This is a genomic window from Thalassotalea sp. G20_0, assembly GCF_017744175.1.
Taxonomy (GTDB): Bacteria; Pseudomonadota; Gammaproteobacteria; order Pseudomonadales; family Endozoicomonadaceae; genus Endozoicomonas.
Genome location: NZ_JAGHQV010000011.1, coordinates 1 through 12,462, shown reverse-complemented (window position 1 = coordinate 12,462; position 12,462 = coordinate 1). Strand labels below are relative to the sequence as shown.

Annotated in this window: 10 protein-coding genes, 1 tRNA gene and 1 pseudogene; 11 read left to right on the top strand and 1 reads right to left on the bottom strand. The window is 49.4% G+C overall.

All coding sequences use genetic code 11. The features are described from left to right. Positions 1 to 57 precede the first annotated feature (57 nt). Together J7438_RS08620 and J7438_RS08615 are read left to right on the top strand one after the other, a co-directional pair. Positions 58 to 2,919, top strand: coding sequence for a hypothetical protein (locus tag J7438_RS08620; RefSeq protein WP_209276235.1), 2,862 nt, complete (start codon positions 58 to 60; stop codon positions 2,917 to 2,919). Positions 2,920 to 3,029: 110 nt separating this feature from the next. Continuing rightward, entirely contained in the window at positions 3,030 to 3,410 is a 381-nt protein-coding gene (locus J7438_RS08615) for a PH domain-containing protein (protein WP_101746620.1), read from the top strand. 50 nt (positions 3,411 to 3,460) lie between these two features. Here the strand turns inward: J7438_RS08615 and J7438_RS08610 are convergent, their stop codons facing one another. Continuing rightward, positions 3,461 to 3,772: a YhbY family RNA-binding protein gene (locus tag J7438_RS08610; protein WP_209201922.1), complete on the bottom strand. Its 312-nt coding sequence runs from the start codon at positions 3,770 to 3,772 to the stop codon at positions 3,461 to 3,463. Between the two features lie 797 nt (positions 3,773 to 4,569). Between J7438_RS08610 and rlmE the strand changes: the two genes are divergently transcribed. The 9 genes and pseudogenes from rlmE to J7438_RS08570 all read left to right on the top strand — a co-directional run bounded on the left by rlmE (position 4,570) and on the right by J7438_RS08570 (position 12,160). After that, the gene (gene rlmE, locus J7438_RS08605; protein ID WP_209276234.1) at positions 4,570 to 5,190 is read left to right on the top strand and encodes a 23S rRNA (uridine(2552)-2'-O)-methyltransferase RlmE; all 621 of its coding nucleotides are present in this window, start codon (positions 4,570 to 4,572) and stop codon (positions 5,188 to 5,190) included. Between the two features lie 180 nt (positions 5,191 to 5,370). Further along, positions 5,371 to 7,341 carry an ATP-dependent zinc metalloprotease FtsH gene (gene ftsH, locus J7438_RS08600; RefSeq protein WP_353620109.1) on the top strand — a complete coding sequence of 657 codons (1,971 nt, stop codon included), beginning with the start codon at positions 5,371 to 5,373 and terminating at the stop codon, positions 7,339 to 7,341. A gap of 153 nt (positions 7,342 to 7,494) precedes the next feature. Next, on the top strand, positions 7,495 to 8,340 hold the full coding sequence (gene folP, locus J7438_RS08595; RefSeq protein WP_209276233.1) for a dihydropteroate synthase: 846 nt from the start codon (positions 7,495 to 7,497) through the stop codon (positions 8,338 to 8,340). A gap of 161 nt (positions 8,341 to 8,501) precedes the next feature. Continuing rightward, positions 8,502 to 8,696 (top strand): annotated as a pseudogene (locus J7438_RS28225) (RING finger domain-containing protein); the annotation flags it as partial. 3 nt (positions 8,697 to 8,699) lie between these two features. After that, the gene (locus J7438_RS08590) at positions 8,700 to 9,050 is read left to right on the top strand and encodes a hypothetical protein (protein WP_286196482.1); all 351 of its coding nucleotides are present in this window, start codon (positions 8,700 to 8,702) and stop codon (positions 9,048 to 9,050) included. Between the two features lie 316 nt (positions 9,051 to 9,366). After that, positions 9,367 to 10,704: a phosphoglucosamine mutase gene (gene glmM / locus J7438_RS08585; RefSeq protein ID WP_209276231.1), complete on the top strand. Its 1,338-nt coding sequence runs from the start codon at positions 9,367 to 9,369 to the stop codon at positions 10,702 to 10,704. A gap of 141 nt (positions 10,705 to 10,845) precedes the next feature. Then, a complete protein-coding gene (gene tpiA / locus J7438_RS08580; protein WP_209276230.1) occupies positions 10,846 to 11,592 on the top strand; it encodes a triose-phosphate isomerase in 747 nt (248 codons plus the stop codon). A gap of 56 nt (positions 11,593 to 11,648) precedes the next feature. After that, a complete protein-coding gene (secG, locus tag J7438_RS08575) occupies positions 11,649 to 12,002 on the top strand; it encodes a preprotein translocase subunit SecG (RefSeq protein WP_503003895.1) in 354 nt (117 codons plus the stop codon). Positions 12,003 to 12,073: 71 nt separating this feature from the next. Beyond that, positions 12,074 to 12,160: transfer RNA gene (locus tag J7438_RS08570), tRNA-Leu, on the top strand. Positions 12,161 to 12,462 lie beyond the last annotated feature (302 nt).

Below are 12,462 nucleotides of genomic sequence, written 5' to 3'. Positions count from 1 at the left end.
GGCACATCCTGAATGGAACCTGATAATAATTTTAAGGTCAAATGGCGTTATTTATGAGTGCAGGGTATTATTCTGAAAGCTGCCGCATCATCCAGCGCCCACCCAAAGTCTGCTCGCCGGGTTGATCAACAAGCCAGTTCAAGCAGACTTCCTGACCCTTTCAGAAGTGCATTTTACGGTAAAAGTGTCTCAAACCCTGGTTCCCATAGAGCCACAGGCATCGCTCTGTATAATGGCAAGTGTGTTGAGGATGCTTTTTGGGAAAAAAAGCCATTACAAGGACGTCAAATCACTTCGGCTGATGTGCTGACAGCCTATGGAAGTGATACATCTTCTATCAGAAGCGGCTTTTTCCTGCAAAAACTTTGCTTACAGAACATTCTGCATGGCAATAGAGTCGTTACCCCGATTCAGGTCATTGAAGAGTTCGCCCGACAGCCAGATCGAAATAATAAGTTCCAATTAGCGATAGCACGCTTCATGGCGGAATGTTGCCTGATGGGCCTGAACTTGAATGGTCATCAGGTCTTCCCGGATTCAGTAGTCATGGCTTATCACGCCATCGGGGCAACACTGGAGCTGGCGCGCTTCAAGGCGGAATGTTGCCTAAGGTATCTGCTGTTGAATGGCCGACAGGTTACACCGGATGAGGTGGTTCAGGATTTCCCGGAGAGTCCCGAAGGCAAACTGGGGATAGCCCGTTTTAAAACGGAATGTTGCCTTAAGTGCCTGCCATTGGGTGGTCGGCAGATTACACCGGATGAGGTGGTTAAGGATTACCCGGATAGTCCGGAAGGCAAGCTGGGGATAGCGCGCTTTACAGAAGAATGTTGTTTGAGGGGCTGGCTGCTGAATGGTCAGCAGGTGACACCGGATGAAGTAGTTAAGTATTTCCCGGATAGTCCGGTAGGCAAACTGGGTATAGCGCACTTCAAAGCAGAATGTTGCCTGAACAGCCTGACATTGCATGGCCAGCAAGTCACAGCGGATGAGGTAGTTAAGGATTATCAGGCAGCCAGGGCACCACTGGCGCTGGCACGCTTTAAAGCGGAATGTTGCCTGAGGGGCTTGCCGTTACATGGCCAGCCGGTGACACCGGATACGGTGGTTAGGGCGTTCCCGGACAGTCCGGAAGGCAAGCTGGGGGTTGTGCGCTTCAAAGCAGAATGCTGCTTCAGGGGCTTGTTGTTGAATGGCCAGCAGGTCAACCCGGATGAGGTGGCTAAAGACTATGTCCGTGGTGGTTGGCTGCTGGAAAGGGCTATTTTTTATTCCCGGCTGGCATTGAATGCAAGAATACTGCATGGCTCTTATCTGGATAACCAGAGAGTATTGGCAGCGTTTAGTAAAGTGCCCGGGGATTATTCTTCAAGACAAACCAGGTTTCTGATTCAACGGCTGGAACAATTTCAGCCGTATGATGAAGCCAGTGAGTTTCAGCACATTTTTCAAGAAGCCTGTCAAAGCCTAAACAACTTATCGGTCAAAGACGATGAGCAGCATCGAGTGCAATGTATCCTGAAATTCATGGCTATGCAGCATGAGCTGCCAATGAATCATCAGAGCGTATCCGCAGAACAGGTATTGCAATCCATCAAAACACTGAGGCGCTCATTTCAGAATTTACGCCTGCATTTCTTCTTCCTGGCACATTGCTACAGTAAGAGACTGTCTATTGATGGACGACAAATCCATAAGGATCAGGTGCTGGAGTACCTTAATAATTTTCCTGAAGGAAGTAAGCAGCGCCATGCGTTGGGCTGCTGGTTTGAACAATACAGCTCCGAAGCCAATATACTTGATCAGTGGCTGTTTCAACCGGTTATCCCCGGAAGTGATATTGACAACCCTGGTTGGGTAGCAACACCGTTAGAGGTATCCGATACCAATCCTGGCCAGGAAGTCCTTTTCCTTCCTCAGTTTCAGGAGTACAGGAATGAAACAGAAAATACATCGGTTGCTCAGCCATTATTTTCCACCATTGGGGCTCAAATCCGGAAGCAATGGGCAAAAACAGGGGCATCGGGTTTCCCGGACAAGCAAGCTCCGCGGTTAGATGCACTGACACTAAAAGCACTGGAAATTATTCAGGACGTCAATCACTCTTATGCCGATCCCCCCATTCTGATTACCGGTTCATACGCCCGTTTTCTGCAGAACCTCTGCCCGGCATTTAATGATATTGACATTATCTGCACGACAGAAAAATCGGCCTCCATACTCCTCGAGAAACTGCAGGCACTGAACACCGATGAGGATTCAGAAATCACACAAAGCATTACCATCAGGTCGATCCCGGGGTGTCAGGCGATTAAATTGCCGCACGCCTGCAATATTGATCTTAGATACGGTGATCTGGGTATCAAAACGATGGAGCTGCAAGTCAGCGTGGACTCCAGAGTCATTGATACGAATGGAGCACGACTGGCCGTTCATGTTCCTGGCGTTGAAAGGCCTGTATGGTGTTTGTCGTTTACTGAAGAAACCAGATTATTGAACGATGCCCTGGAATTCCTTATTGAGAACCTTGATCCGCTGACCGAGAAACTGCAAAAAGGGGCCGTATTTGTCATACCTCGAACCATTCTTTTTAACAATCCCCAAAACACCGCTGAGCGCATTTATGGCTTGCTGATACGCTCACTGCTTACCCTGAATAAAGCCCGGCAGTTTATCGCCCGGCACTGTGAGGAAGAACCCGACACATCAGACTGCCGGACTGATCGGCTGCAACAGGAACAACAACGCCTTCATGTGCTGGCTGGGAATCTTCAAATAAAATTGGCCAGCCATATTTGTCGTGATGATTTTGAGCGCAGGGTTAACAGCTGGCTGGCGACAACTCAGCTCGTTAATGATCACCAGCTCAAGACGAAGGGTTTTGTCAAAGTGCTGCTGGCGATGATGAATCCTGAATAAGATCAGGTAGACTCGACGCATTGAACATGATCATTGGTAACAAGTTCAATTGCGCTACCCCCCGAAAAATGATGCTTGCTGATAACCTGTGAAAATTAAGGAGAAATGCTATGGGTCTGTTTGATGCCTTACTGGGCAATGCAGGTGAGATGAGCAATACGGAGGCAATGGAGGATCTGGCAACCATTCTTAATCCGTCGGAGTCAATAGAGCTGGCCTATAAGCTGGTGCGGGATATGGTGGTTTTGACCAATCACCGTTTGATTTTGATCGACAAACAGGGGCTTACCGGACGCAAGGTTGAATATCGCTCAATACCTTATAAGTCGATTACCATGTTTACTGTTGAGTCTGTAGGCCATTTTGATCTGGATGCTGAACTGAAAATATGGATTTCCGGCCAGCCAGAGTCAATGCAGATGGAATTTAACAGCAAAACCAATATTTATAAGCTTCAGGCAATCCTGGCGGCGAAAGTGGCAGGGCAGTAATTGCTTGCCAGTCAGTCGTTGATAAAGGCCACCATCGTGGCCTGTTCGCTTTAGCCCTGGACTCTCAGCAGGTTTGAAAGTGCAGGATTGGGTTTGTCGGCGGCTTTGAAAATCAGTGCGATTTTGCCAATCGTTTGAATGAGGTCAGAGTTTGTGGCGCTGATCAGTTCGCTGACCAGTTGCTGGCGGATTTCCCGGTCGCCAATGGCGAATTTTACCTTGATCAGTTCATGGTCATTCAGTGCGCGTAATGTTTCTTCAACCACGCCATCCGTCAGCCCCTTGTCTGCCACAATGACGACAGGATTCAGGTTGTGGCCGATGGTACGGAAATGCTTCTTTTTGGCTGCATTCAAGCTCATGTTTGCTATTCCTGATAATTTCTTTAATAACGAATCGTCATACACGATATCTGATGATGGGTATGACCGTATTTTTCCAGAGAAGTTTTCGTTAATGCAGGTTGGGGACAGAAAAGTACTGTTCATGGAGCGCTTAACGGTCATTGACTGGGTGTCGAAGAGAGTGAATTAATGTCTAGGAGGCTGTCCGAGAATAGACTGCCCTGCTGCGGTGGCAGCAAATTGGTCTAAAAAGTCGGAAATTTTTAGTAAATAGAACCACTATTCACTAAAAATTTCCGACTTTTTATCCTCAATTTTCTGCCATCCTCGCTACGGGCGCTATTCTCGGTCAGCCTCCTGGCGCCGTGGACTGCTGAATGGGTCTCAGGCTGGCAGCATTTCAGTCATTCGACAGCATATTCAAGCTTCTGGTGGCGCATGCTATCGCTTTCTGGTTGCGGAGGGAAGTGGCCTGCTGTTCGAGGTTGCCCGTATAAGTGGTAACCTGTCTCTTCGGCATTGGTTGAACAATACCTATTATGCTAATGGTGTTACGGCGGTTAGTGATTACTGACTCCACAATAATAAACTTGCCAGAGTGTTTGACCAGCACAAGTGTGTGGAAAGTGTTGGCTTGTGATGCGTATTAACCCCTAATCAGCCACTTAATCTTTTATTGTCTTCTGCTGTCACAGCCATGCTGTATAAGATATTATCGCTATGACTTTTACCCCTTTCGGTTTTCGGTTTGATGTTGTTCAAATATTTTTCAGACAACATTCAGACTTAATTTACAGGCAGTTTGCAAAAAGAATATGGCGAGATCCAAAAGTAGTGGTCGCTGGTTAAAAGAGCACTTTGATGACCACTATGTAAAGCAGTCGCAAAAAGATGGCTGGCGATCCAGGGCCAGTTATAAACTTCTGGAAATTCAGGAGAAGGATAAACTCTTTCGCCCGGGCATCCGGGTGGTTGATCTGGGTGCGGCACCCGGGGGCTGGTCCCAGGTAGCTGTTGATTTGGTGGGTGATCAGGGGCGGGTGGTTGCTTCAGATATTCTGGCCATGGATCCCATCGCCGGGGTTGACTTTGTTCAGGGTGACTTCACAGAAGACGCGGTGCTGGAACAAATACTCGAAACCATCGGTTCAGACCGGGTAGACCTTGTAATTTCCGATATGGCCCCCAATATGAGTGGAGCACTCTCTGTTGATCAGCCCAATGCCATGTACCTTGTGGAACTGGCACTGGATCTGTCCAGGCAGGTATTACGTAAAGGAGGTGTTTTCCTGGTTAAGGTATTTCAGGGGGAAGGCTTTGATGCCTATCTGAAAGATATGAAAACCAGTTTCGACAAAGTGCAGACTCGCAAGCCGACGGCTTCCAGGGCGCGCTCAAGAGAAGTATATCTGCTGGCCTCGGGCTTCAGGGGATAATACCGGACGTTGAATAATAGGATGCATTAATCAGCATGATAGAAGACAATCACTGTCACACCGTCCGCTGATCGTGTATCGTTGCAAATAAGCATTAATACATAACACAGCGAGCCAGGGGAACGTGCTCAATATAAACGATTACCTGAGGCTTAAGTACGCTCAAGAGAGGTTAGCCCCTTGAATGATATGGCAAAAAATTTGATTCTCTGGGTCATAATCGCCTTGGTGCTATTGACCGTCTTTAAAAACTTCGATGGCATGCAGTCGTCTACTCAGAAGGTTGCCTATTCTGACTTCATCAGCATGGTAGAAAATCGTCAGGTCAGTAAGGTCGTCATTGATGGTTTTACCATCACCGGCATGTTAAACAACAGTGAACGTTTTGAAACCAACCTGCCGCCCACGGTGCCAGACAACAAACTGATGGATGAACTCCTGCTGGGCAAGGTACAGGTTGAATCCAAGCCTATTGAAAAGCAGAGTATCTGGACGCAGCTATTGGTAGCCAGCTTCCCGATTCTGGTGATTCTTGCGGTATTTATGTTCTTCATGCGTCAGATGCAGGGCGGCGGCGGAGGCCGGGGTGGCCCAATGAGCTTTGGTAAAAGCAAGGCCCGTCTGCTGTCTGAAGATCAGATCAAAACCACGTTTGCTGATGTAGCCGGTGTTGAAGAAGCCAAGGAAGATGTTCAGGAGCTGGTAGACTTTCTGAAAGATCCCGGTAAATTCCAGCGTCTGGGTGGTCGTATTCCCCGGGGTGTTCTGATGGTGGGTCCTCCGGGTACCGGTAAAACCCTGATCGCCAAAGCGATTGCCGGTGAGGCCAAGGTTCCGTTCTTTACCATCTCCGGTTCTGACTTTGTTGAAATGTTTGTGGGTGTTGGTGCTTCCCGTGTCCGTGACATGTTTGAGCAGGCCAAGAAGCAGGCCCCCTGCATTATCTTTATTGACGAGATTGATGCGGTCGGTCGTCACCGTGGTGCCGGTATGGGCGGTGGTCACGATGAACGTGAACAGACCCTCAACCAGCTGCTGGTTGAGATGGACGGTTTTGAAGCGAACGACGGTATTATTGTAATTGCTGCTACCAACCGTCCTGATGTTCTTGACCCTGCGTTGTTGCGTCCCGGTCGTTTTGACCGTCAGGTGGTGGTTGGCCTGCCGGATATCCGTGGTCGTGAGCAGATCCTTAAAGTGCATATGCGCAAGGTTCCGGTTTCTGACAATGTGCAGCCTTCGGTTATCGCCCGTGGTACTCCCGGATTCTCCGGTGCCGACCTGGCCAACCTGGTTAATGAGGCGGCGCTCTTTGCAGCAAGGGCTAACCAGCGCACAGTTGGTCAGAAAGAGTTTGATCTGGCGAAAGACAAAATCATGATGGGCGCTGAGCGCAAGTCCATGGTCATGAGTGATAAGGAGAAGAGCAATACAGCTTTTCACGAAGCCGGCCATGCCATTGTTGGTCGATTGGTACCGGACCATGATCCAGTCTACAAAGTGAGTATTATTCCGCGAGGCCGGGCGCTTGGGGTGACCATGTTCCTGCCTGAAGAGGATCGCTACAGCCAGAGCCGCCAGGCACTGCTGAGCCAGATATGCTCGCTGTTTGGTGGTCGTATCGCCGAAGAGATGACGTTGGGCAAAGATGGGGTAACAACCGGTGCCTCCAATGATATCCAGCGCGCTACCCAGATTGCCAGAAGCATGGTGACCAAGTGGGGCCTTTCTGAAAAGCTCGGTCCGCTGCTCTACGATGAAGATGAGGGTGAGGTCTTCCTGGGTAAAAACTACGGCAGCGGTGGTTCCAGAATGAATGTTTCCGGCGAAACGGCGAAGATCATTGATGAGGAAGTTCGCCGGGTAGTCGACGAATGTTACTCCCGCGCTAACCAGATTCTCGTGGATAATCGCGACAAGCTGGATAAAATGGCTGAGGCGCTGATTCAGTACGAAACCATTGATAGTGATCAGATTGATGACATCATGGCTGGCCGTGAAGTTCGCCCTCCCAAGGATTCCGGTGATAACGATGACAGCGGTGTTAAGGCTGCTGCTGATGAGTCCGAAGTAAAGGCTGATGACAAGGCCGAAGACGGTGGTAAAAAAGATTCAGGCGGTTCGATTGGTGGCCCCGCTGGGGAGCACTGATCGTCAGTCAGGTCTAAGATTGTGAAGGGCAGGTTTAACCTGCCCTTTTTTGTGTCTGCCAATTTGTCGATGAATCATGGTTATCGGTTTTATGGCTACTGCTGGTGCACCCACTTCGGGGGGAGTGATTGGTATGAGATCTGAGGAGTTTTCATGAGCAACGAATTCAAGTTGAACTGTGCAGGGAAAATACTGGATCTGAACAGGCCCAGGGTGATGGGGGTTTTGAACGTTACGCCGGACTCTTTTTATCAAGGGAGCCGCTGTGCTGATAACTGGCTGAATGTTGCTGAACAGATGATCAAGGACGGGGCGGATATTCTGGATATTGGTGGCGAGTCGACACGCCCCGGTGCTTCCGGTGCGCCAGATCAGGAGCAGGAGTTAGAGCGGGTTCTGCCCGTTATCGAAGGTTTGGCATCGCGCTTCAACGTCATTATCTCCATTGATACCAGCTCTCCTTTGGTGATGAAAGAGGCGGTAAAAGCGGGCGCGGGGATTATTAACGATGTCCGGGCGTTACACCGCGAGGGGGCGTTGGAAGCAGCAGCGGAAACGACGGTTCCCATTATTCTGATGCACTCTCTTGTTGATCAACCTGAGCCCGGGTTTGTACCTGTCTATGGTGATGTGGTTAAAGAGGTCAGCCAGTATTTGATGGCTTGTGTGGAGCGCTGTGAGAGTGCAGGGATTGCCAGGGAGCGCTTAATACTGGATCCGGGCTTTGGGGGCGGTATGTTTGGTAAAACGCCGGTGTACGATCTTGAAATGCTGAAGGGTTTTCGCCGCTTCCATGAACCGGGTCTGCCGGTATTGGCGGGTATGTCCAGAAAGTCCTTTATTGGGGCAACCCTGGACCGGGATACTGAAGACCGGCTCCCGGGTAGTCTGGCTGCCGCCATACTGGCGGCCCAGGGCGGTGCTCATATCATCCGTGTGCATGATGTCAGGGAAACGGTTGATGTCCTGCGTTTTCTTCAGTCTGTTGACGAGGCGTAGCCTTCACGCCGCCTTGTCTTCTGCTTATCAGGGGAGTCAGAAAGTATGATTGTTATTTCAACTTCATTTACATAATTGCAGCTATTGAATTACCTAAAAAAATACAGAGAACCAAGAAACTAAAAAAGATAACGCAAGTCACATAATTTACGATCGATCAGATGGATGTAAATGTTATGAACGGAACCACAAGCCCCTGCGTCCGATATTACCAGCCCGCTACTGAATATCAGCAAGACGACCAATGTGGTATTTGTATTTCAGAATTTGCAGGAAAAGAAGTATCGGTTACCACATGCGCCCATAATTATCATACATCTTGTTTAGAGACTTGGCTCCAGTATGGTGTAGTCTGTCCTATGTGTAGAACTCCTCTCAAGGATAGGGCAATCCAGCAAGAGTGCTCACTTGTTGATAGGTTGTTACAAGCCCTGGGGTTTAGCCTGCAAGTGGTGGACAGTGACGGAAGTCGTTCGGACGCTTTACATGCCTTGATGGCGACAGCTAACCCGCCAGTGGACAGTGACGGAAGTCGTTCGGATGTTTTACATGCCTTGATGGCGACAGCTAACCCGCCAGTGGACAGTGACGGAAGTCGTTCGGGCGCTTTACATGCCTTGATGGCGACAGCTAACCCGCCAATGGATGACGGGAGTTGTTCGGATGTTGTAAATACCTTGATGGTTAACTGGCGTGTTAGACCCTGGTAACCCTTAGCTGACTATAATATGGTACACCAATGGTCTTTCCTCTTTGGGAGAGGGGCGCATGTCCACTTCCCATTGCCTGAAAGTCTGTCGTATTCTGGCGAACACGGATGAACATCCTTTTTTGCTCATTTCATGGTCTTCAAATGAGTGACATTAACTCCCCCAGTTGCCCGTCACTTTTCAGATTTGCATACATCAACAGCACAGAAATATTCGATTCCATATCGCCAGCCGCTTAATCTAATGGTACTGGTGGTTCACTTGAATGAGTGAGATGATTACCGCTATTGCTTTCAGAAATTCTTGGTAAACGGCTATGGCTCGAAAATATTTTGGTACCGACGGAATTCGTGGGAAGGTGGGTGACTTTCCAATTACCCCGGATTTTGTCCTGAAGCTGGGCTGGGCTGCGGGTCGTGTCCTGGCTGAACAGGGTGAAGGGAAAGTCATTATTGGCAAGGACACCCGAATCTCCGGGTATATGTTTGAGTCTGCGCTTGAGGCCGGTCTCTCTGCTGCCGGTATCGATGTTGTCCTGACCGGGCCAATGCCGACTCCTGCTATTGCCTATCTGACCCGAACCTTTAATGGGCAGGCGGGTATTGTGATCAGCGCCTCCCATAACCCGTTTTACGACAATGGTATAAAGTTTTTTGCAGGCGACGGCACCAAGCTATCCGATGAGGTTGAGCTGAAAATTGAAGCATTGCTTGAGTCAGAGATTGAGGTAGTTGACTCCCAGAACCTGGGTAAAGTGACCCGGATGAATGATGCAGCAGGCCGGTACATTGAGTACTGCAAGGGTAGCACTTCCCAGCAGCTGGATCTGCGTGGCATGAAAATTGTGATTGATGCCGGTCACGGTGCAACCTATCAGGTTGGTCCTGCGGTCTTTCGTGAACTGGGTGCGGAAGTGATACCAATGTGCATCCATCCGGATGGCGTCAACATTAACGAGAACGCAGGCGCTACCAGCCCGGAAGGAATGGCTGCCAGAGTCAGGGAAGTCGGTGCGGATCTGGGAATTGCCTTTGATGGTGATGGTGACCGGGTCATTATGGTGGATGATATAGGTGAGATCGTCGATGGCGACCAGCTGCTGTTTATTATTGCCATGGATCGCCATTCCAGGGGGATATTGAAAGGTGGTGTCGTGGGCACGTTGATGACCAACCTGGGAATGGAGAAAGCACTGGAAGCTGCCGGCATTCCGTTTGCCAGGGCCAATGTCGGTGACCGTTATGTCAATGAACTGCTGATAGCCAATGACTGGCAGCTCGGTGGTGAGTCTTCAGGCCACATTATCAGTCGTGATGCATCGACCACGGGTGATGGCATTGTCTCGGCATTGAAAGTGTTAAAAGCCATGCAGACAGCAGGTAAGTCACTGTCAGAAATGGTGGCTGCGATCACACTTTATCCACAAGTCATGATCAATGTCCGGGTGCAGAATAAGCGGGACACCGACACCATTCCAGGTATTGTTGAGGCAGTAAAAAAAGCAGAAGAAGAGATGGCCGGAAAAGGTCGCGTTCTTCTCAGAGCTTCAGGAACTGAGCCAGTCATTCGGGTGATGGTAGAAGGTGAAGACGGCATTCAGGTAAAGGCTCAGGCGGAAAAGCTGGCAAAAGTGGTTGAGCAGGAAATGTGCTGAATGATGCCCGGTGCAGGAATTGGCCTGCACCGGAGCTGTGTTGCCTTGCCTTGATTTCAATAGCTTCGCAGGGCTTGACTTATTGTATGTTGGCGTCTTTCAGGTTAGTATTCCGGCCTCGCGATCAAAGAGGTAAGCGGTATGCGTCAGCCACTGGTAGCCGGAAACTGGAAGATGAATGGTTCTTCTGACAGTATCCGTGAGCTTGTTGATGGAATCCTTTCAGGGCTTGAAACCAAGGCTGAGGTGCTCGTTTTTCCACCTGGCGTATACGTTCAGCAGGTACGCGACTTGCTGAAGGGTTCTGCGGTTAAATTTGGCGTGCAAAATGCCTCCGATAAGCTGTCAGGAGCCTACACGGGTGAAATCTCTCCTCTGATGGCCAAAGACCTTGGCTGTGAATATGTACTTATTGGTCACTCTGAGCGTCGTTCCCTGTATGGCGAAACCGATGCCGATGTGGCTGCGAAATTCTGTGCTCTGGTTGATCAGGGTCTGGTACCAGTGCTTTGTGTTGGTGAGACTCTGTCTGAGCGCGAAGCTGGTGACACTATGAAAGTAGTGGCTCATCAGATCAACACTGTGCTTCGGGCTGCTGGTCCGGAGCGTCTGGCTAATTATGTAATTGCCTATGAACCAGTTTGGGCTATCGGAACCGGTCTGACTGCAACCCCTGAACAGGCGCAGGAAGTTCATGCTGAAATTCGTGCGCTGCTGGCAGAAAACGATCCGTCCATGGCGGACAGAACCCGTGTTTTGTATGGTGGAAGCATGAAGGCTGACAATGCAGCAGAACTGATGAGCCAGCCTGATGTTGATGGTGGTCTGATCGGTGGTGCTTCGCTGGTAGCTGCTGATTTCAAGGTGATTTGTCACGCTGCGGGATAGTAATGGAAACCATTATTCTTCTTGTGCACGTGCTGGTAGCTGTTGGTGTGATCGCTATGATCATGCTGCAGCAGGGCAAAGGTGCAGAAACAGGAGCCAGCTTTGGCTCGGGGGCTTCGCAAACGGTGTTTGGAAGTCAGGGCTCAGCGAACTTTCTGAGCCGTACAACCGCTATTCTGGCAACGATCTTTTTCGTCACCAGTATCGGTCTGGCGATGATGGCCAGGCAGAAAGCTGATAGTGTTGCTGATGCCGGTTTGCCGTCTGTTCAGATTGAACAGATTGTGCCGGTAAATGATGCGCCTTTTTCGGTGGATTCATTAGAAAACACTATCGAAAGCGATGCGCCTGTGTTAGAGTCTCAGCCCGTTGAGAGCAGCGGCTCCAGCAGCTCTGAAAAACCTCAGTAAGATTTAAAATCTTATTGATTTATAAAGAGTTTTCAGAAATAATTTTGCTGTCGCCGAGAGCGACAGCTAAGGCCGAAGTGGTGGAATTGGTAGACACGCTGTCTTGAGGGGGCAGTGCCTGTATGGGCGTACGAGTTCGAGTCTCGTCTTCGGCACCAATAGAATCAATGAGTTACGGGAATTGTGGAATAGACTGACATGGTCGTTTCCCAAAAAAATTCCCAAAAAAAAGCGGCCAAAAAAATAGCCTCTTAATAGCACTTTGGTTCATGATTATTGCTCGACAATAGTCGCATAAAAAAAAGGCCTGAGATGGCCTTTTTTTGTACCTTCGTTTTCTTCATCTCGTTCCTTTGACTTCCTGTGTTTTACGGATGTAAACCTTCTTGGCTTCCAGGGTTTTGTGTCCGGATACCAGTCCTTCATGATCCGATACTCCTTTTGCTTTCAGGTCATGGAA